Consider the following 20,459-nt stretch of genomic DNA (forward strand, 5'->3'; position numbering starts at 1 on the left):
TAATAAAACTACCAACCTTTTACTAATATCATTAAGCGCCAAAATTTAATGTAGGAAGCGGATGCTTTCAGATCAATGGAGTTATCGGGTAGCGAAACCAGTTACTGATGAATACCGTGGTTTATTCGCATTCGGGCCTCGATCGGGACGCCATGTGTTGCGGTGTGGGGTTTTCGCACTGGCGGCGCAAACATTGGTTTAGCTCATGCTCGTTGCAGATTGTTCGCGGTACATTGATCCAAAGAAATATTGTGGCTCCACAATTTCCACAGATCGCGACTGCGAGCACAGCAAGGGGAACGGCATGTCCTACATCGGCCTGGCCATCGAAGCACATAAAAGCGTGTTCGCGCAGGCGCACGACCTCGTGCAGCGGGTGTTGCACCCCGAGCAACCCCGGCGCGCGCCGGTGCAGCAGCGCGCCTGCGCCCCCGACCAGATTGCGTTTCACAGCGCGATGTTGGCCAACAGCCTGCCCTGCCCGCGCACGGCCGCCCTGTTCAATTGCGCCGGCCGCGCGCTGGACGGCGTGCGGTCCCTGCAAGGCGCGGCCGATGCGCGCCGCTACCTGGGCGACGCGGCGGTCTATCCGCTGCTGTTCGTGCCGGCGTGCGGCGACGGTGGCGCGGAGACATTTTCAGCGATCAGTTACGAAAAAAGCAGCGATGCAGCGGTGCTCGGCAACGGCGCGCTGATTGCGCTGGCCGATCTGGTGCAGTTGATTGAACTGCCATGCGCGCGCGGCTACCTGCTGCAGGAACTGACATCGCCGCACCGCCATGGCGGCCTGCGGGTCACCGTGGCCATGTCGGCGCACGGCCCGCACATCCTGCGCGCGGCGTGGAAACAGGCCGGCATGGATGCCGACATCCCGGCACCGCTATGGAAAGCGACGAGCCGCCTGGTTCTGGCGGGCGCCGCCCTGTTTCCCACCCTGAAAACGCAGCACTGGGACATTGCCCTGTGCGGACGCGGCCCGCTGGCCATGGGAATGAGCGCAGCGGACGCGCAGCCTGCTTAAAAAGCGGCGCCGATCCAGACGCCGCCCAAGGCGATCAGCGCGCCGGCGCCACGCAGCCATGCCTGCTGCCGGCGCATCACGGCGCCAGCCAGCATGCCACCGGCCAGCAGCATGGCGCTCGCCGCCAGGATGCCCATGAAATACATCCCGGCGCTGCCCGACGCCGGCATTTCGGCGCCGTGCGCCAGGCCGTGAACGACCGCGAATGCACCGACCATCAATGCGCCGGCCGCCGGCATCGGCTTGACCTGGAAGGCGATCGACAGGCCGAGCACCAGCACCGACGCGATAATCGCGCTTTCCAGCGCGGCGATGCCCACGCCGGCCATGCCCATCATGCCGCCGGCGCCAAGCAAGGCGATGAAACTCGCTGGCAGCAGCCATTTGGCGCGGCCGCCCAGCTGCGCGGCCCAGATGCCGACGGCGACTGCGGCCAGCATGTGGTCCAGTCCCGAAAACGGATGCGCCAGGCCGGCCAGCAGGCCGCCGTCATGACCGGGATGGGCCAGCGCCGCGCCGCAGTAGAACAAGGGCGCCAGCGCCAGGGTACGGATGAATGTCGATTGCATGTGAAGCTCCAAGATAGAAAAATGAATGAATGGTTTATCGCCACGCGGTTCCGGTCAGTTCCGACAGTACCGCCGCAACGCGCGTGCGGCTGGCGTGGTAACCGATGATCACCAGTTCCGAGCGGCGCGCCGCCGGGCGCACCGCGTCGACACTGATCATCACGCGCGAACGCACGCCCTGCACCAGCACCGCCTGACCGGTCTCGCTGGTGCGAATAAAACCCTTGCTGCGCAACACTGGTTCGAGCCGCACCGCCTCCTGCAAGGCGTGGCGCACCTTGTCGGCGCTTTGCGGCGCATCGCTGCGCAGCACGAACGACAGCCAGCCCGGGTCCTGCTCGTGAAAATGCTTGTGCGTGGCCAGCCCGTGCGAGTGCGCGGCCAGGCCCGAATGCGCATGCCCGTTCAGGCGCCCCTGCTCGGCCAGCACGCCGGCGCCGGGACCGGGCATGGTGGCCAGCGGCGTGTAGCTGTGCGCATGCTCGGTGCGGGTCGGCTGGTGCAGGCGCAGGCCGAGCGCGAGGCGGATATCGAGTTGGGCCTTGTGCGCCAGTTCCAGGAAACGCACCTTGGGCGCGCGCTCGCGCACGCGTGTTTCGGCCAGCAGCAGCGCGTCGTCGTCCAGCTCATCGATCTTGTTAAGCACCACCACGTCCGCAAATTCGAGCTGCTGCCCGAACACGGTGGCCGCGGCGTCGCTGCCCGTGCCGGTCTCGAACTGGTCCGACAGCAGCAGCGGCGTATCGACCACGGCCAGCGTGGCGTCGAGGATAAAGTCCTCGGCCAGTTCAGGGCTTTGCAGCATCTCCATGATGGCGGTCGGCAGCGCCAGGCCGGACGTTTCGATCAGCACGTGGTCGACGTTCGCACGGCGCGCGGCGATGGCCTGCATGGTCGGCAAAAACAGTTCGTCATCGCCATAGGCAATCAGCCCATACGGAAAATCGTGGACCCGCACCTGGTCGTCGACACCCGCCTCGCCGCGCACCAGCGCGCCGTCGATCGAAATTTCGCCGAACTCGTTGATCAGCAGTGCCAGGCGGCGGCTCTGGCGCTTTTCGATCAGGCTGCGCAGCAGGGTTGTTTTGCCCGAGCCCAGAAAGCCGGTCACGATCGTGACGGGAATCAGCTGCTTCATGCCAGGTCCAGTGCCGCCAGCTGCGCGATGAGGTCATCCGCGCTGCCGCACATGGCCGGATAGTCGACTGGCGGGCGGCCAATCACCAGCAGGGGGATGCCGAGGGCTTTTGCGGCATGCACCTTGGACGCGTAGCCGCCGGCGTCGCCTGAATCCTTGGTCACCACGCAGTCGATGTGCCAGTCGCGCCACAAGGCCATGTTGAAATCCGCGGAGAACGGCCCCTGCATGGCGCAGATGCGCTCGCGCGCCACGCCCAGCGCCACCGCGCGCTCGATGAATTCCGGTTCGGCCGTCAAGCGCGCGAACCACTGGCGGTCGGCGGCGCCCTCGGCCTGCACGAACGTCGCCAGGTCTTTCGATCCGGTTGAAAGGAAGATGCGCTTGCCCAGCGCAATGGCGCGTTGGGCAGCTTCCTGGGGCGAGGCGCACCAGGTGCCATCAAGCGCACTGAAACTGCTGGGCCGTTCATAGCGCAGGTAAGGGATGCCCAGTTCGCGCGACAGGCCGATCAGCTGCTCCGACATGCTGGTCGCGTAAGGATGGGTGGCGTCCACCAATACCTTTGCGCCGCTGGCCACCAGCGCCTGGCGCCGCGCCTCGATGCCCTGCCGCCCAGCCCAGACGGTGGCGCCGGGACAGGCCTTGATCGCCACGTCGCCGCCATGGTCGGTTGCCGCCGACACCACCACGGGGCGCGATTGGCCGCTTGCCAGCCGCGCCGCCAGCGCATTGCCGTCGCTGGTGCCGGAAAACACCCACACGCCGCCATCGGGCAGTTCCTGGCGCTGCGGCAGCGTGCTGTCCGCCTTTGCATCCCAGTCGTTGTAGCCGCGCGGCGTAAAGATCTGGCCGCGCTTGCGCTGGGTGAAGCGGTTGCCGACCACGATGGTGGTGAGCATGTCGAACTGCAGCGACGGCAACTCGTCGAGCCGGTGGATGCTCACTTCCTGCCCCGGGCGGTATGCGTTCTTGACCACGCCGCACAGGGTATGCGGCGCCTTCGATTCGAGCATCAGCTGGAGCACGCGGTACACGCCCTGCTGGCGGCTGGCGCTTTGCACGTTGTACATCACGCAGGCCAGGTCGGCCTGGGCGATGTGGCGCGCGCGGTGCTCGATCCACTCCCAGGGGCACAGCAAGTCCGACAGACTGAGCGTGGCAAAGTCGTGCGACAGCGGGGAGCCAAGCAGCGAGGCGCAGGCGTTGGCCGACGTGATCCCCGGGATCAGGTTGACCTGGTAGGTATCAATCTCGCTCATCTCTTCGTAGGCCAGCGCCGCCATCGCGTAAATGCCGATGTCGCCGCTGGAAATGAGCGACACGCGCGCGCCGCCACGAGCTTTTTCAATCGCCAGCAAGGCGCGCTCGCGCTCCTGCGTCAGCGGCGGCGTATGGATCTCCTTGCCCTCGACATGCGGCATGATCCAGCGCAAATACAGCTCATACGCCACGATCACGTCGCTGTCCTTCAGCGCCGCAATCGCGCGCGGTGCGATCAGGTCCTCGTAACCGGGACCCACCGACACCAGATTCAGTACACCACTCATCAGATCTCCATCCATTTATCTTCAACCACCGCGACGGCCACGCCGTCCAGGCACGTTTTCGGCACCAGCAGCGCGCCGCGCGGGCTGGCCACCAGCGCGCACGGTTCGCACACGCCATCCAATCCCACATTGCTGCGCACCCAGTCCGACGGCACGCTGACCCACGGGCGCGCCGCCAGCGTGGCGCGCGCGAACACGCGCAGCGGCAGCCCATGCCGGCTGCAAAACTCCAGCAGGCCAGGTTCATTCGCTTTCAGGTCCACGGTCGCCACCTCGCGCACTTCTTCAATGCTGCGCGCGCCCAGCGCATGGCGCAGCGCCGCTTCGATCCGCTCGGCCGGCACGCCCTTGCGGCAGCCGATGCCGGCCACCAGCGGCTTCAACGCCTCGGTGGCGGTGGTTACCACCGGGGTTGCCCCAACCAGCCGCGCGACCGTGTAGGCCAGCGCATTCGCGCCGCCTTCATGCCCGGCCAGCAGCGACACGGCAAAGCGCCCCGCTTCGTCCAGCACCACGACCGCCGGGTCGGTATGTTTATCAATCGGCAAGCCGTCCAGAAAGCGCACCGCAATGCCGGTCGCGCCGATCACGATCCACTGCGCGTGGCGGCGGTAGCATTCGCCGAACTGCGCCTTGTGGCTGACGCCATCGTGGAGCCAAGGGCGATACACCTCGGCTCCCAGCGCCGCTTGCAGCACCGCCGCCAGCTCCTCGCCATGCGCGCGCACCAGCCAGATGGCCGGCGCTACGTTCACGACGCCGCCTCCGCCTTGTTCTTCTTGACGACCCTGAACAGGTGCGTGAAGTCCTTCGAGTACAGGCTCGATTCGACGGCGACGTCCTTGTCGAGCGCCGCGCCGACCAGCATCATGGTGGTCAGGTTCCATTCGCCGCGTTTGGTATCTTCCAGCACCGTACCGAGCGTGCCCTGGTAGATTTTCTGTTCCGGCCAGGTGGCGCGGTAGACCAGGCGCACCGGCGTTTCCTGCGGATAGTGCAGCGACAGGTCGCCGACGATCTTTTTCAGGTGCGGTCCGGACAGGAAGATGCACATGGTGGCGCGGTGTTCGGCCAGGCGCGCGATCGATTCGAGTTCCGGTACGGCCGACGCGCGGCCCGACACGCGCGTGAGGATCACGCTCTGCGACACTTCCGGCTTGGTCAGTTCGGCGCTGATGGCCGCTGCCGCTGCCGTAAACGACGACACGCCCGGCACCACTTCATACGCGATGCCCAGCGCGTCGAGACGGCGCATCTGTTCGGCGGTGGCTCCGTAGATGGCCGGGTCGCCCGAGTGCAGGCGCACCACGTCGATGTCATTTTCCTGAGCGCGCACGTAGCAGGCCTGCTGCTGCTCCAGATCGAGCTTGGCGGTGTCAATGATCTCGGCATCGGGCCGGCAGTGCGTCAGCATCCCGGTGGGCACCAGCGAGCCGGCGTACAGCACCATGTCGACACTGCCGAGCAGGCGCGCGCCGCGCAGGGTGATCAAATCGGCGGCGCCGGGGCCCGCTCCTACGAAGTACACTTTCATCTTATCTCTCCTGCCGTGGTTGACGGCGCACCAGCAAGGTGGCCAGGTAGCCCATCGCATCGTTTGCCACAAGGTCGCCGACGCCTGATGCGAGTAGCTCGCCGGGCAGGCCGATGCGGCGCGCGAAGGCGCAGTGGTCGGCAATGCCCATCTCGCGCAGCAGGTCCAGCACCCAGCCCAGGCGCGCGCCGACCTTCATCAGCACCACGATGTCGTGCGTCAAAATGTCGCTGCGCAGTTCCTCCGCCGTTTCGGGGCATGGCAAGATCAATACCCGTTCCTTGCCCTCCCCCAGCGGCCACGCCAGCGCCGATGCGGCGGCCGCGTAGCTGGTAATGCCCGGGAAGGTGCGCTGCGGCAGATCCGGAATGCGCGCGCGCAGGGCCGCGAGCACATAGCCGTAGGTCGAATAGGTCAGCGAATCGCCGATGGTCAGGTAGGCCACGTCGCGCCCGGCGCGCAGTTCAAGCGCGATGGCGTCGGCCAGTTGCGCGTAATGCTCGCTCAGGACCGAGCGGTCCGGGTCCATGTTGAATTCGATCTCGCGCAGCTTGGCCGGGTCGATGTCGATCCCGGCCAGGCACTGCAGCGCGACCGACAGCTCGGCCCCGCGCGCGCGCGGCGCGTAAATCAGGTCGGCGCGGCGCAGCGCGTCCAGCGCCGCCAGTGGCAGATAGCCGGCCGGGCCCGGGCCGACACCGATGCCCCAGAGAGTGCCGATGCTCATGCGTCCACCCCGAGTGCGTTGCCGGCAAGGTCGAACAGGCGCACTTCGAGGCGCTTGACCGACGGTACGCGCGCGTGCGCGAGCGCACCGATGCGGCGCTCGATCTCGATCCACACCGTTTTGGCGAAAGGCTCACTCTTTAAACGTTCCATTGCTGCTTCCACTGTGTTTGCATTTTCCATATCTTGTACCAGTTGCGCATCGCCGCCCATCTGCGCGACCACGCGCGCGACGCCTGCCATTGCCATGTTGCTCTTGCTCGAATGCGTATCCCAAAACCCGTCGAGCACCTTGGCCAGCTTGCCGGGGTGGCCGGCTAGCCACAGCACATCCAGGCCGCGCTTATCCTCCCGCAGCGCCTTTTCGGTGAAGTCCAGCGCGTCGCCGAGAAAATTTGCGATCTGCACCGAGCGTTCGTCCGGCAATCCAAGCACCCCGCTGGCAAACTCGCGGCCGATCTTGCCGGGCAGGTAAGCCACGCTCTCGGTGCTCGCCGCCAGCGCCACACGCACATACACTTCGACCGAGGCAATCCACGTCGACAGCGACATCGGCTCGACGATCCCCGAGGTGCCGAGTATCGAAATACCACCCACGATGCCCAGGCGCGGGTTGAAGGTCTTGCGCGCGATGACTTCCCCGTTCTCGCAGCCGATGGTCAGGTCGAAGCCGCTGTCGGGCGGCTCCGCCATGGCGTCGTCCAGCATTTCTTCCACCGCGCGCCGCATCATCTGGCGCGGCACGGGGTTGATCGCCGGCTCGCCCACCGCCACGCGCAGGCCGGGGCGGGTCGCCGTGCCCACGCCGCGCCCGGCGAAAAAGCGCACCGCACGCGCATCGTTGCGCCGCACTTCGGCAAAGATGGTGGCGCCGTGCGTATTGTCCGGATCGTCGCCGCCATCCTTGAGCACCTCGGCCCGCACCGCGCCACTATCGGCCCAATCGACCAGTTGGACCGGCACGTCGAGATAATGCACACCGTCGGGCAGGCTGACCCTGACCATGTCGACGCGCGCGCCGTGCAGCAGTAACCCAAGTGCTGCCTTAACCGCCGCCGTGGCGCAACTGCCTGTTGTGCGGCCACGCCTTAGCCCATTTAACGCCGGGATGGCAAGATCGAACTGAACCCGTTCAACGTGCTTCATACCCTGCAAGCTGATTGAGCGCGTCAATCATCAGGCCATTGACCACGCTCGCCGCCCACGGCGACCCGCCGCGCGTGCCGCTGTTGGTAATGCGCGGCACCTGCAGGCAGCGCCGCAGTTCATCCTTGGTTTCGCGCGTGCCGACAAAGCCGACCGGTAGTCCAATCACGAGCTGCGGGCGCCAGCCATGGTCGCGGATCAGCCGCACCGCTTCGGCGATGGCCGTTGGCGCGTCGCCGATCGACAGCACCACGTCGTTGCCGAATTTTTGCCAACCGCGCCGGATGCCCGCCGCCGAGCGCGTAATGCCTTCCGCCGCCGACATCAGGTGCGTTTCGCGGTCATGCACGCCGCACCAGGTGTCGATGCCAAGTGTTTCGAGCAGTTGGCGCTTGAGGCCCGTCTGCACCATGGTCACATCGGTCAGCACGCGCTTGCAGCGCAACAGCGCCAGAATCCCGCTTTCGACCGCGCCCGGCGAAAAGTACATGTCGTCCACGGCCCCGAAGTCGCCGCTGGTGTGCACCAGCCGTTGGAGGATTGTCATGTGCGATGCCGGGAATCCCGACCAGTCGCGCCCCGCGGCGATGATCTGGAAGCTCTCCGCCTCGATCGGATGCGGCTCGTACGGGGCGTACGTTGGCGTGGCCACCACTGCCGGTTCCTGCGCCAGCAAGCCGCGCACGGCCAGATGGTGGGCCTGCTGTGGCTCACCCACCTGCTGCTCGAAGCCGACGATCTGCACGCGGTATTTGCACAGCGAGCAGTTCATGGCGGCGCGCCCGGCCACCGCCTCGCGCGCGCGCTCGATGATCACGTCGGCCACATGCGAATGCACGCCGAAGTAGCCGGCCTTGAGCACTTCCAGGCCCGGCTCGCGCTCGCGCAAGTCGTCGGCGGCCGCGTAGATGCGCTTGACCAGTACGCCGTCGAACAAAAAGAAAGGCAAGACAACCAGGCGCTGGTAGCCCATGCGGGCCGCGGCGCGCAAGCCGTCCGCCACCAGCGGCGTGGCCGTGCCCGAATAGCATACGTACACGCCGCCGAAGCCCATGCCCTCTTCCAGCATGCGCGCCAGCTTGGCCACTTCGCCGTTGGCGTCGGGGTCGGTGGTGCCACGTCCGACCAGCACCAGGCAGGTGTCGGAGCGGCGCACCGTCAGCGGCGACGTGGCCTCCGCTTCGACGATGCGTTCCTGCGCCAGTTGCAGCAGTTGCGGGTGCAGGTTCATCGGCGCGCCGAAATGGAAATCGATGTCCGGATAGTCGCGCGCCATGGCCTGCACTTCAGCCGGCATGTCGTTCTTGGCGTGGCGGGCGGCCAGCAGCACGCCGGGCACCACCGCCACCTGGCGCGTCCCGGTGACTAAATTGGCTTGTACCGCCTCGGCGATGGTCGGGCTGGAGAATTCCAGGTAGCCGTGCGTGACGATATCGTCGGGCGCACGCGCGCGTACCAGTTCGACCAGTGCTTCGAATTCGCGCACGGCGTCGGGATCGCGGCTGCCATGGCCCGCCACGACGATGCCGAATTTTTCTGTTTGGGTCATGGTGCGGGTGCCGCCTCGATCTGGCTGGCCATCGGCGCGAGCGTGCGAATCAGCATGATGCTCATGTCGGAACAGGTATGGCTGGCGCATTCCAGCAGGCTGCCATGCCATTCCGCTTCGCCGCGTGTCAGGTTCTCCCACACTTCGGTCGGATGATCGGGCGAGATGCCGTTTTCCAGAAGGTAGGCTGCGATATGCCACGGCATGAAGGAGCGCGCCGCGTCCCACGGACACGGAATCACAATCGCGTTGCGCTGGTCCTGCAGCACATGCACCAGATGGCGCTTGAAGGGATCGAGGTCGCCACGCCGGTGGAAGGTGATGAAGGTCGTCTCGTCGAAACAGACCTTGGCGCGCGAGGCCAGGATCTGGGCCGACGAAATGCCAGGCAGCGATTCGACCGGGTGGCCGCACGCGCGTTCGACCCGTTCCAGGTACTGGAAGCCGCTGAAATGGATATCTCCCATGAAGACGACCACGCAGCGCTTGCCCGCGTGGTGCAGGCGCGCCACTTCGTCGAGCTGCGCGACCTGATCGCGGTAAGCCATGCCGATGACCTGGGCCTCGGCCGGAATCAGGCTTTGGACCACGTTCAACACCGCGTCGAAGCCGGCGACGACGTCGGCCTCGCGAATGAGCTGCGCGCCGCGCTGCGTCAGGTAGCCGACGTCGCCGGGTCCCGCGCCTATGCAAATGATCATGTCAAGGTGCTCCTAAATATGCGTATTGTCAGGTTGGTGCCAGGCGCGCACGAATCGTCAGCGCCAGGTTGTCGGTCGATAGCTGCTCGAGGGTCAGGCACTCGGCGCCCAGGGTCTGCGCCAGTTGCGCAGCCCGTCCAAGGCGCAGATAGCCGCTCTCGGTATCGAGCACCAGCGCCGGCACGCCACGTTCCGCCAGCTTGCCGGCCAGGTCGAGCGATTCGCGCCATGGGTCGCCATCGGCGGCCAGCGGCACATTGGCCTTGCCGTCGGTGAGCAGCACCATCAGCGCCGGCGCGCGATGCGCCGATTTTTCAAGCGTTTCCAGCGCCAGGTGCAGGGCATGCGGCAAGGGTGTGCGCCCGCCGGTCGGCAATTCCGACAGGCCCTGCTCGGCGCGGTCCACGCTGCCCGTCGGCGCCAGCAACAGATGTGCCGACTGGCCGCGGAAGGAGATCACGGCCACCGTATCGCGCCGCTGGTAGGCGTCCGTCAGCAACGCCAGCACGGCGCCCTTGACCGCTTCCATGCGGCGCTGCGCGGCCATTGAGCCAGAGGCGTCGACCACGAAGAGGATCAGGTTCGCGCTTTTACCGACCCGGATCTGCTGGTGCAGGTCGGCCCGCGTGACCTGTACGTGGCCCGGCTCGCGCGTCGCGGCGCTGAGCAAGGTCGCGCCGATGGCGATGCTGGTCGGCTTTTCGTCGGGCACGGCGCGCACCACGCGTCCGCGCGCGGCGCCCATCGCCTCGCTGCGGCGGCCCGCGCTGCTGTGGCCCGCTGTCGATTCGACCACGATGCGCGGCGCGCTAGCGCTGGCGGCGGCCGCGAACACCTGTTCCTCGCCCTGCTCGCCGGACGGCGTTTGCTCGCCATCTTCCGCTTCGCCGGCGTCGTCCTGCGCCGGTGGCGGAGGGGCCGCCTCGCGCATCAGTTCATCGAGGCGATCATGATCGAGGCCGGGCTGCTCGAACGGCTTGCGGCGGCGCCGGTGCGGCAGCACCAGTTCGGCCGCGCTGCGCAGGTCGGCCGGCGTGACCTGCAACCGTCCGTCGAGCGCCGCCAGTGCGCGCGATGCTTTGTGCATGACGATGTCCGCACGAAGGCTGGCCACCTCGAACTCGCAGCACAAATGGCTGATCAGGTCCAGCATGGCGTCATCCAGCGTCACTTGCGGCAGCAGGCGCTGGGCTTCAACAAGCTGGCGGTGCAATGCCTGCTGCTGGTCGTCCCACGCTGCGCTGAAACCGGCCGGATCGGCCTCGAAGGCGATCCGCCGGCGTACCACTTCCGAGCGCACCTTCTTGTCGCGCGGCGCCGCCACTTCGACCATCAGGGCGAAGCGGTCCAGCAGTTGCGGGCGCAGGTCGCCCTCTTCCAGATTCATCGTGCCAACGAGCGTGAAACGCGCCGGGTGGCGGATCGACAGCCCTTCGCGCTGAACAGAATTGACGCCCATGGCCGCCACGTCGAGCAGCACGTCGACCAGGTGATCGGCCAGCAGGTTGACTTCATCGATATACAGCACGCCCCTGTGCGCTGCCGCCAGCAGGCCTGGCTGGAAAACGCGCTGACCGCCCTGCAACGCGCGGGCCAGGTCGACGCTGCCGATCACCCGGTCTTCGGTCGCGCCCAGAGGCAGGGTCACAAAGGGCACGGGCCCCAGGCGTGGCGTACCGGTGGCGCAAGCCTCGCAGTGTTCCGAAACCGCACCGGCGCTGCAGTTGTAGGCGCAGCCGGCCACGGTGTCGATCTGCGGCAGCACGTCGGCCAACGCGCGCGCCGCCGTGCTCTTGGCGGTGCCCTTGTCGCCGCGGATCAGCACACCGCCCATGCCGGGATCGACCGCGCACAGCATCAGCGCACGCTGCAACTGGGGCTGGCCGACGATGGCCGAGAACGGAAAATTCGTGATCTTCATCTTATCCATTACGTGCCGTTTCGCCGCGTGCTTCGAGCAGGGTTTCGCTATCGAGATACAGTTCGCGCAGTTTGGCCAGCGTTTCCGGGCGCGGCTCGGCCCACATGCCGCGGCTGGCCGCTTCCAGCAGGCGCTCGGCGATGGCGTTCTGCGCCCACGGATTGGCTTCTTCCAGAAAGCGCTGCATGTCGTCGTCGAAGCCGTAGGCCTGGGCCACGTCTTCGTACATCCAGTCGTCCATTACCTGCGCCGTGGCGTCGTAGCCGAACAGGTAGTCGACGGTGGCCGTCAATTCCAGCCCGCCCTTGTAGCCGTGGCGCTGGATGCTGGCCAGCCATTTGGGATTGACCACGCGCGAGCGGAACACGCGCAAGGTTTCTTCTTTCAGGTCGCGCACCTGCGCCCGCGCCGGGTCGTGGCTGTCGCCGAAATAGTGGCGCGGCTGCTGGCCGGTCAGTGCGCGGATGGTGGCGATCATCCCGCCATGGAATTGCAGGTAATCGTCGCTGTCGAAGATATCGTGTTCGCGGTTGTCCTGGTTGTGCAGGGCCACCTGCACGCCGGAGAGGCGCACCTTGAAGGCGTCGCGCTGGTCGGCGCCCTGTTCGCCACGCGCATAGGCGTAGCCGCCCCAGTTGACGTAGGCCTCGGCGAAATCGGCGTCCGCTTCCCAGTTCTTGTGCTGGATCAGCGGCAGAATGCCGGCGCCGTAGCTGCCCGGCTTGGCGCCGAACACGCGGTACGAGGCGCGCCGCGCGCCCTCTTCCTGCGTCAGGCCCTGTTCGATCCAGCCACCGAGTTCGGCCAGGTAGTGCTTGCGCACGAAATTGTGGGTGAGCGGTTCGTCCAGCTGGATGACGGTGTTGACAGCGTCGTCAATCAGATCGATCAACTGCGGGAACGCGTCGCGGAAAAAGCCGCTGATACGCGTCGTGACGTCGATGCGCGGGCGCTTGAGTTCTTCGAGCGGGATCACTTCGACGCCGCTCACCTGGCGGCTTTCAGCGCGCCACACCGGCCGCACGCCGAGCAGCGCCAGGATCTGGGCCACGTCGTCGCCGTGGGTACGCATCGCGCTGGTGCCCCAGATGCTAATCGCGACGCTCTCGGGATACTCGCCGGTTTCGCGTTCGTGACGCGTCAATACCTCGTGTGCCAGTTGCAGGCCGACGCGCCATGCCGATTGCGACGGCACGCTGCGCGGGTCCACCGAGTAGAAATTGCGCCCGGTCGGCAGGATGTGCGCCATGCCGCGCGTGGGCGAGCCGCTCGGACCGGCCGGTACATACTGTCCGGACAGGCCGTTGATCAGATTATCGATTTCGTCGGTAGCGCGCGCCAGGTTTGGTACCAGCTGGATGCAGGCGAAACCGAGCACCTTGCGCAGCGCGTCAAAGCGATTCAATGCTGGCTTGACGGTAGCGGCAGGCGCGCGCGCCGGTGCCGGACGCGGCTTGCCCATTTGCGACAGCATGCTCGCCTTTGCGCGTTGGGCGGGTTGGAGCAGCGGCGCGGCGACCGCGTCCCCGTCGATATCGGCGAAGACGAGGTTGAGCACTTCATCGATGGCGGCCGGCCTGTAATCGCGTGCCGACAGTTCGGTAAACAGGCGCAGACACAGCGCATCGATGGCGTCGAGCGCGTCCGAACGCGTGACGACGGCACACTGTGCGAGGCGCGCCAGTGCAGGCACGACATTGATGCGGCGGCCCTTCTGGTCCAGCAGCAGGTCCATCGTCAGGCCGAACAGCGCCGACACTTCGGCCTGCAGGCCCGGAATATCGAGGTTGGGCAAGCGCGTTAGCGATACCAGCATGGCCGGCATCTGCTGCGCGTCAGGGCCACCGCCGAGGATGTGCAGGCCATCGCGGATCTGGGCCGAACCCAGTTCGCACAGGTAGCCATCGAGGTCCTCGATCAGATGAGCCACGTCGGAGCCGCCCATCGACGCCAGCGCGGCAGGGAGTTCGCCGTCTTCTTCGTGGTGATGATCATGATCGTGGTCATGGTCGTGATGATGGTGATGGCCGTGCCCATGATCGTGGTCATGGTCATGGTCGTGGTGCAGCAGGCGCGCCTGCAGGTCCGCATTCAGGTTGGTCTGCTTGACCAGTTCCCATATCTGCTGCTGGAGCAGCGGCAGTTTGGCCGGATCCAGCACTTCGACCTGATAATACTCGTCGACCAGCTGCGTCAGCTGCGCCAGTGCACCGTAGGTGTCGGCAGTGGTCATCGGCGGCGTCAGGTGGTCCACCACCACGGCGTGCGCGCGGCGCTTGGCCTGCGAACCCTCGCCCGGGTCGTTGATGATGAACGGGTAAAACAGCGGCAGGTCGCCGAGCAAGGCGTCAGGGAAGCAGTTCTGCGACAGTCCCACCCCTTTACCGGGCAGCCATTCCATCGTGCCGTGCTTACCGACGTGGACGATGGCGTCGGCGCGCCAGACGTCGCGCAGCCAGCGGTACAGCGCATAGTAATGATGGGTCGGCGGCAGGTCGCTCTGGTGATAGATCGCATCCGGGTCCATGCCGTAGCCGCGCGGCGGCTGCAGGGCGACGAAGGTATTACCCAATTCGATGCCGGCCAGCGCCAGGTGGCCGTCGCACACGTAGGCTTCTCCGGGAGCGGCGCCCCACTGGGAGCTCATCTTTTCCTGCATGTCGGGCGTGAGTTCGGCGAACCACGTGGCGTATTGCGCGGCGGGCACGCGGCCGGCGGCATTGCGCAACTGCTCCGTTGTCACGTAGATCTGGTCGTACGAACAGCGCGCCACCAGGTCGTGAATCAGCGTGGTACCGTCGGCGGGCGGCTGGCCGACGTCGTAGCCGGCGGCGCGCATGGCGTCGAGAATGCGCATCAGCGATGCCGGGGCATCCAGCCCGACCGCGTTACCGATCTGCGAAGCCTTGCTGCTCGAATTGGTGAACATGAATGCGACGCGCTTCTCGGCGTTCGGCACGTGCTTGAGGCGTGCGAAGCGCGCTGCGATGCCAGCCACGCGCGCCACGCGGTCCGGCACCGGTTCGTATTCGACCGCGTCGCCCTGTAAACCGGCCGCGCGCGACTTGAACGACACCGGCGCGGTGATGATGCGCCCGTCAAATTCCGGCAGCACCACGTTCATGGCCGTGTCGAGCGGATTAAGCCCGCGCGCGGACTGCTCCCACTGCGGCAGCGTCATGCCGCTGGTAATGGCCTGCAGCACCGGCACGTTCAGCGTTTCCAGTACGCCGACCGACCATCCGGCAGGCGTGGGTCCACCCGGCGTGATCTCGCCCATCGCGAACGAGGTGGTGTTGATCAGCACATCGATATGCACGCCGCGCGCGTCGCTGAAGTAGCGCAGCGCGTCGGGCAGTGCCCCGGCGCCGGCGCCGCTGCGCAGCGAGGCGGTAAACACCGGCAGCACGTTCATGCCGCGCTTTTCCAGTGCGTCCAGCAGCGCATCGATGAAGCGCGTGTTCCCGCTCATCCAATGCGCGCGGTAAAACACGATGCCGGCACTCGGCGCGTCAGGTTTGCGCAGCGCCAGCCAGTCGTCGATGCCGGCGCCCTGCGCCAGGTCAGGATGATAAATGCCGTGTTCGGGCAGCGGCAGCGCGCTCTCGTAGCCAAAACCGGTAAGCAGCAGATGGTCGGACAAATAGCGCAGCAATTGCGCCAGATTGCCGCTGCCGCCGCAATGAAAGTAGTTCAGTGTCTGTTGCAGCACATCGGGAGCGACGGTCGAAACCGCGGCCAGCTCGGGATCGGGCTCGCCCGTGCCGCTGATCGCAATCAGGTGCTGGCCGTGGCGGCGTGCGTGGCTTACCAGATCGGCAAAACCGGGCACGCTGCCGAGACGGCCCAGCACGCGCAGGATGATGATGCGCGCGCCCTGCACCTCGCGCGAGAGCAGCGTCGTGGCGCCGCCGTCGGCGTCGAGTCCCTGCAAGCTTACGCCCGCCACCGCGCGGAACTCCGGCGGCAGCTGGCTCACTGCGTGGTGCAGGACCGTCAGGTCGTTCGATGCATGGGTAAGCAGCGCGATGTGCGCCGGGCCTTGAGGAAAATCAGGTGATGTCATGGTCCGCCACAATTGTGTCGCCTTCGCCGATGCGATGGAAAATCAGGTCGCTCACTTCGGCGCCGCCGATCAGGTGCTCGGCGACGATGCGCCCTGCTGCCGCTTCGTCGACGCGCCGGTACCACACGCCTTCCGGGTACACCACCACGATCGGCCCTTCATTGCGGCACGCGACCATGCAGTGCGTGCGGGTGCGCTTGACGCAGAGGTCCGGATGGGCGTCGATCTCGCGCCCCATGTGTTCGAACACGGCCTGCGCCTGCACGCCGTTTTCGGTGCAGCGCGGGCCGACGCACATGAACACGTGCCGGTCATGGGTGCGCATCGGTCAGCCGAATTTCTTGTAGAAGTAGCCCGCCAGCGCGCCCATGGCCACCCAGAAGACGGCATTGGCCAGCAAGGTCGCGTACAGGAAGCTCAGCGCCAGCTCGGGCGGTGCGCTGCTCGAATGAATTTTCGGCTGGGGCGAACCGACCAGATGCGGCACGAACAGCAGCAAGGCGCCGGCGATCCTGAGCGGCCAGTTTTTGGCGAAGACCAGCAGCGCCAGCCCGCCTGCGCTGGCCATGACGGTGGCGGTCCACCACAACTGGCGCGCCAGCAGCGGCGCCGCGACGGTGCCCGGCAGCTCGGGCGGCAGGCCGACCGAGGGCGCCACGAAAAAGACCGTGTAGCCGGCCGCGCCCCACAGCAGGCCCACGCGCCAGCCGCTTGCGCCGCCATGCAGGCTGATTGCCGCTGCCAGCAGCAGCGCGAAGCCGACGCCGGCGCTGATGTTGGCCACCGCCGTGTAGAAGGTGCGTTCAAAGCCGTCGTCCGGCTGCCAGCCGCCGTGTTCATGGGCGCCCTCTTCCGCGTGCTCGTGCGGCTTTGCATCGTGACTATGCTCGTGCGGCGTGGCGTCGGCGTGGCTGTGCGGCGCGGCCTGCTCCAGTGCCTTCGGCGCGGCGCTCTCGAACACCTCCGCCTGCAAGATGATGGGCGCCACTTGCAGCTGCTGCACGCCGGTCAGCAGCAGGCCGGCCAGGATGCCGGCCGCCGCCGCGCTGGCAATGATGCGGTTGAAGGTGCCCAGGCTTGCCGCGGGCGCGGTGCGGATCAGTGGCATGGGAAGCCGGCCGAGTGGCGGCTGTCATGCGCCGCGTTGTGCAGCGCTTCCATCGAGGCGAAACCGGCACCGTACAGCAGCACGATGCCAAGGCTGGCGGCGCACATGGCCTGCACAATGCGCTCTTTGACGGAGACAAACGGGACTTGTTCATCGGCGGTGGTGATGAAGCTACGGATCGGCGACATGGCATTCCTTCCTAAAGCATTTCGCATAAAGCCAGGCAAATGCAGACGCGCGCGTCTTGCCTTGTCCGGCAACCGGGGCTTGTACGGGGAGAAGGAACGTGAGATGGGGGTGCGGAACGCAGCGATCCACCTGGATCGCCCTCCGCGATACAAACGACTTACCGCTTCGGCTGGTTTCCGGGCTGGCGAGTGGCGGGGCAATAAACCCTTCCCGGATATGCGCCTTCCCATGCTGACTAGGCACAGTGGCGTGATGCACATCCTTGACTCGCTTACCGTTGCGGGGGCAGCGCCGGCTTTGCCCCCCGTTGAGAGGGCGCACCGGCTTCCCATTTAATCCGGCAAACGATCGTTTGCCAGAACCAGAAGCTTGACTACCGGCGAAGTATAGGTCTGGACTATATAAATTGCAAGGTTGCGCGGGCCGGCGTGTGCGCGGCGGGCGAATTTACCAGTCGCGCCATTGTTCGGTGATGTCTTCGTCGGCTTCCAGGCCGGCATCCTTGGCGATCAGGTAGATAATGTCGCACAGTCTTTCGCGCTCTTCGGTCTCGATCACGCCGCCGGCACGGTCATCGAACTCATTGAGAGCCACGACGACGCGTTCAACTTCTTTCATGATCGCTGCGCGGTCGGCAGGCTTGGGAAGGTTGTCGATGGCGGCGGCGTAAGCGTCGAGGATTCGCGCGCACTCGTCGATCTCGGCCTTGCCGTACGGGGGCTCGCTGTCCGGATCTTCGGCGCAGCGCTCCATGTAGGCAGCCATCTCGTCGAGCAGGCCGGCGCGGATCGAGGCGATGCTGGGATTGGGTGGCATGGGTGACACTCCTTCAAATTTCAGGGGTGCCAATGTAGCATGAAGCCGCGCTACCTTACTCGCTGAATTCGATATCCATTTGCTCGCCGTTGTAGCAGAAGGTCATCTGCTCGCCCTCTTCATCGCGGATCTCCAGCACGCCGCCGGCTTCGACGAAGGGCCCGAGCGTGTCGAACAGGCGAATGAGCCAATTGGTGATGATGTCGATGTCGCCGCCGTCGATCAGCAGCGCGCCTTCCTGGCGCTGACTGGTGAAGCCGATCGACTCAAGGAATGCCGGGAAATCGCGTTCCGCGCGCGCGCGCTCGGCGAAAAAGGAGTCGCAACCTTCAAACGATGTGCGAATCGCGCTAAACGCCGCCGGTTGCCTGGCGTTCCTGATAACGATGCTGGCCTCGTAGATCCATGCTGCAGTACTCACTTGCACTCCCATTTCGTCAGAACGGCTGTCGCGGTCGTGCGCAGCCAGGATCGTATTTCCTGTCGACAGTTTTACATGCCGTTCAAAAACTGTCAAAGCGCCGATGACGAGCGTTGTTTTTCGCAGCATGGCAAAGCAATCCATATTATGCATGACGGTTAATTCTGTCGCCCCAAGCGCGCCTGAATGAACAAAGGGGCGGGCGACCTCGTGATCACCCGCCCCTGTTGAACGCTTGTTGACTCTTAGCGCAAGTTGACCGCGACCAGCGCTGTTGCTTCGCCCGGGTTACCGTAATTACCGCCGACGAACAGCAAACCTTTTGATGAGATCGCCAGGGTGCCGCCATGACCGAAACTCCACACCACCTTGCGCGTCGCCAGGTCGACCGCCATGGTCGCATCGGTATTGCTGACGAACAGAAGGTTGTCCGTCAACACCACATGATGGGAGTTCGTCATCGGCATCTCTTTCGTACCCAGTTCGAGTGACCAGGCGTTGCGGCCATCGGACATGTTTGTGGCATCCAACCGGCTGCCGCTCACCGAATACATCAAGCCGGCCGCTGCCGCATTGTTCGACGTCCCCGGGTCACCACCGCGCCAGCGGTAACTATTTTTAACAGTGTCGAAAGCGAAACGCGAGACGAATCCCCCCAACGTACACCGGCCGTAAAGTATGCCAGCGGCATCGGCCAAGATGGAAGAACCGGGCCACGGGCCGCACCCTCCAGCGCCCAATCCAGCGCCAGCGACGCTGCCGTCCAAGAGTTTGAGCACGGCAAAATTGCTTTCGTAAGAGAGGTACACGTGCTGCTGATCGGCCGCGAGGGCACGGGCCGGCGACAACAAGCCAGATAGCTGCGGCTGGACTGGTACGCCTGCAACAGCGGTCCGCCACTCCGTCCGCCCGGTCACCACGCTGATTTTTCGGATGCTGTGATCGCTGCCGTTATCACCGTGGGCGAAGATGCCGTCGCCCACAGTCACGATCGCGTTCAAGCGCCCGAGCTCGTCCCCGGTAATTTCATGAAGTAGATTCCCATTTTTTTGATCGAAGACGCGGACGGTGCCAGTCGGAATCTGGCCAAGCACCCCAGAATACAGATTGGAACCGACAAAAACCTTACCGTTCGCAACTACCGGCTCCAAACGGTAGGACATTGTTCCGGAAAGACGTTTTTCCCACAGCATGGCACCGCTTGACTCATCCACGGCCCGCACGGTGAAGATGCCGCGTTCCCCATTGCTGATGAGGACGAAGGCGATGCCATTGTCATGGGCGCTGCCCGTCACCGTAAGCGCACTAGGCTGGGCGCTATATTGGTGAATCCAGCGCCGTGAAAAGTTTGCCGGTTCAAAGCGCGCAGGCACATACGTGTTGTGACGCGCATCGCCATCGGTGTTCCATGCACCCAGCAGCGGCAGATCCGTCAGGGCCGTTGAGTTACTCCAAGGCTTCACGACCACCGTCATTGGAAGATGCCAGGGCGAGCCATTGACCGGTTTGCGGCACTCGACAGGATCGTCCTCGCACACGCGAATCTCGAGCTGTGTGCTGTGCGTGCCGGGAGCAAGCTTTTTTGAGACATTCAGCGCCGCATCGTAGTTGTAGCTGTTGATTGCGGTCACGTTGACGCCGGGAGCAATCAGACCGTTCGGGTCGACAATTCCTATATTGAATGGGGTCGCGAGCAGGCTATCCACCCTGGCCTTGACATTAAACGAGACGGTCGAGCCTTCGTCGACGGTCAGGTTGATCGTTGCGGGATTGAGCTGGAGCCAGGGATTGCCTGTCGGACCACTGCCATTGCCGCTGGTACCGCCGCCGCCGCCGCCGCCGCCGCCGCCGCCGCCGCAGCCAAACAGCATACTAGTTCCGAGGAACATCGCCATTCCACGCTTGATATTATTCATGATCATAGTTTCAACAAAAGTCTCGCATAGTACAGCAAGATCTTTCCGAATCTGTCATTTTAATGCTAAATATTAATATATATTAATA

Annotated in this window: 18 protein-coding genes and 1 riboswitch; of the genes, 1 reads left to right on the forward strand and 17 read right to left on the reverse strand. The window is 65.2% G+C overall.

Annotation, left to right across the window (positions count from 1 at the left end; genetic code table 11):
• The first annotated feature begins 304 nt into the window (after nucleotides 1–304).
• A complete protein-coding gene (locus CR152_RS27500; protein WP_099880307.1) occupies nucleotides 305–1,021 on the forward strand; it encodes a hypothetical protein in 717 nt (238 codons plus the stop codon).
• Here the strand turns inward: CR152_RS27500 and CR152_RS27505 are convergent.
• The 17 genes from CR152_RS27505 to CR152_RS27585 form a co-directional block, all read right to left on the reverse strand.
• A complete protein-coding gene (locus CR152_RS27505) occupies nucleotides 1,018–1,590 on the reverse strand; it encodes a HupE/UreJ family protein (protein WP_099880309.1) in 573 nt (190 codons plus the stop codon). The two genes, CR152_RS27500 and CR152_RS27505, sit on opposite strands and share 4 nt — an antisense overlap.
• Nucleotides 1,591–1,624: 34 nt before the next feature.
• On the reverse strand, nucleotides 1,625–2,728 hold the full coding sequence (locus CR152_RS27510) for a CobW family GTP-binding protein (protein WP_099880310.1): 1,104 nt from the start codon (nucleotides 2,726–2,728) through the stop codon (nucleotides 1,625–1,627).
• Nucleotides 2,725–4,278: a precorrin-3B C(17)-methyltransferase gene (gene cobJ, locus CR152_RS27515; RefSeq protein ID WP_099880312.1), complete on the reverse strand. Its 1,554-nt coding sequence runs from the start codon at nucleotides 4,276–4,278 to the stop codon at nucleotides 2,725–2,727. Before cobJ ends, CR152_RS27510 begins: the two co-directional genes overlap by 4 nt.
• A complete protein-coding gene (locus tag CR152_RS27520) occupies nucleotides 4,278–5,033 on the reverse strand; it encodes a cobalamin biosynthesis protein (protein ID WP_099880313.1) in 756 nt (251 codons plus the stop codon). Before CR152_RS27520 ends, cobJ begins: the two co-directional genes overlap by 1 nt.
• On the reverse strand, nucleotides 5,030–5,812 hold the full coding sequence (gene cobM / locus CR152_RS27525) for a precorrin-4 C(11)-methyltransferase (RefSeq protein ID WP_099880315.1): 783 nt from the start codon (nucleotides 5,810–5,812) through the stop codon (nucleotides 5,030–5,032). Before cobM ends, CR152_RS27520 begins: the two co-directional genes overlap by 4 nt.
• A 1-nt stretch (nucleotide 5,813) precedes the next feature.
• A complete protein-coding gene (gene cobI, locus CR152_RS27530) occupies nucleotides 5,814–6,539 on the reverse strand; it encodes a precorrin-2 C(20)-methyltransferase (RefSeq protein ID WP_099880317.1) in 726 nt (241 codons plus the stop codon).
• Entirely contained in the window at nucleotides 6,536–7,684 is a 1,149-nt protein-coding gene (gene cbiD, locus CR152_RS27535) for a cobalt-precorrin-5B (C(1))-methyltransferase CbiD (RefSeq protein WP_099880319.1), read from the reverse strand. Before cbiD ends, cobI begins: the two co-directional genes overlap by 4 nt.
• Nucleotides 7,671–9,233, reverse strand: coding sequence for a precorrin-8X methylmutase (locus CR152_RS27540; RefSeq protein WP_099880321.1), 1,563 nt, complete (start codon nucleotides 9,231–9,233; stop codon nucleotides 7,671–7,673). Before CR152_RS27540 ends, cbiD begins: the two co-directional genes overlap by 14 nt.
• On the reverse strand, nucleotides 9,230–9,934 hold the full coding sequence (locus tag CR152_RS27545; RefSeq protein WP_099880323.1) for a cobalt-precorrin-7 (C(5))-methyltransferase: 705 nt from the start codon (nucleotides 9,932–9,934) through the stop codon (nucleotides 9,230–9,232). Before CR152_RS27545 ends, CR152_RS27540 begins: the two co-directional genes overlap by 4 nt.
• A 28-nt stretch (nucleotides 9,935–9,962) precedes the next feature.
• Nucleotides 9,963–11,855 carry a magnesium chelatase subunit D family protein gene (locus CR152_RS27550; protein WP_099880325.1) on the reverse strand — a complete coding sequence of 631 codons (1,893 nt, stop codon included), beginning with the start codon at nucleotides 11,853–11,855 and terminating at the stop codon, nucleotides 9,963–9,965.
• Between the two features lies 1 nt (nucleotide 11,856).
• Nucleotides 11,857–15,921, reverse strand: a complete 4,065-nt coding sequence (locus tag CR152_RS27555; RefSeq protein ID WP_099880327.1) for a cobaltochelatase subunit CobN — start codon at nucleotides 15,919–15,921, stop codon at nucleotides 11,857–11,859.
• On the reverse strand, nucleotides 15,908–16,246 hold the full coding sequence (locus tag CR152_RS27560; RefSeq protein ID WP_099880329.1) for a (2Fe-2S) ferredoxin domain-containing protein: 339 nt from the start codon (nucleotides 16,244–16,246) through the stop codon (nucleotides 15,908–15,910). The genes CR152_RS27555 and CR152_RS27560 overlap by 14 nt, the downstream gene beginning before the upstream one ends.
• Nucleotides 16,247–16,249: 3 nt before the next feature.
• Nucleotides 16,250–17,029, reverse strand: coding sequence for a CbtA family protein (locus CR152_RS27565; RefSeq protein ID WP_099880330.1), 780 nt, complete (start codon nucleotides 17,027–17,029; stop codon nucleotides 16,250–16,252).
• Entirely contained in the window at nucleotides 17,020–17,217 is a 198-nt protein-coding gene (locus CR152_RS27570) for a CbtB domain-containing protein (RefSeq protein ID WP_099880332.1), read from the reverse strand. The genes CR152_RS27565 and CR152_RS27570 overlap by 10 nt, the downstream gene beginning before the upstream one ends.
• A gap of 151 nt (nucleotides 17,218–17,368) precedes the next feature.
• Nucleotides 17,369–17,599, reverse strand: a riboswitch (cobalamin riboswitch).
• Nucleotides 17,600–17,665: 66 nt separating this feature from the next.
• The gene (locus CR152_RS27575; protein ID WP_099880333.1) at nucleotides 17,666–18,034 is read right to left on the reverse strand and encodes a hypothetical protein; all 369 of its coding nucleotides are present in this window, start codon (nucleotides 18,032–18,034) and stop codon (nucleotides 17,666–17,668) included.
• Nucleotides 18,035–18,089: 55 nt separating this feature from the next.
• Nucleotides 18,090–18,608 (reverse strand): hypothetical protein, encoded by a 519-nt coding sequence (locus CR152_RS27580; protein ID WP_157778771.1) that lies wholly within the window; start codon nucleotides 18,606–18,608, stop codon nucleotides 18,090–18,092.
• Between the two features lie 92 nt (nucleotides 18,609–18,700).
• Complete coding sequence (locus CR152_RS27585) at nucleotides 18,701–20,371, reverse strand: outer membrane protein assembly factor BamB family protein (protein WP_157778772.1); 1,671 nt, start codon at nucleotides 20,369–20,371, stop codon at nucleotides 18,701–18,703.
• Between the last annotated feature and the right edge of the window lie 88 nt (nucleotides 20,372–20,459).

Origin of the sequence: Massilia violaceinigra, assembly GCF_002752675.1 — a bacterium.
Lineage (GTDB): Bacteria > Pseudomonadota > Gammaproteobacteria > Burkholderiales > Burkholderiaceae_D > Telluria_A > Telluria_A violaceinigra.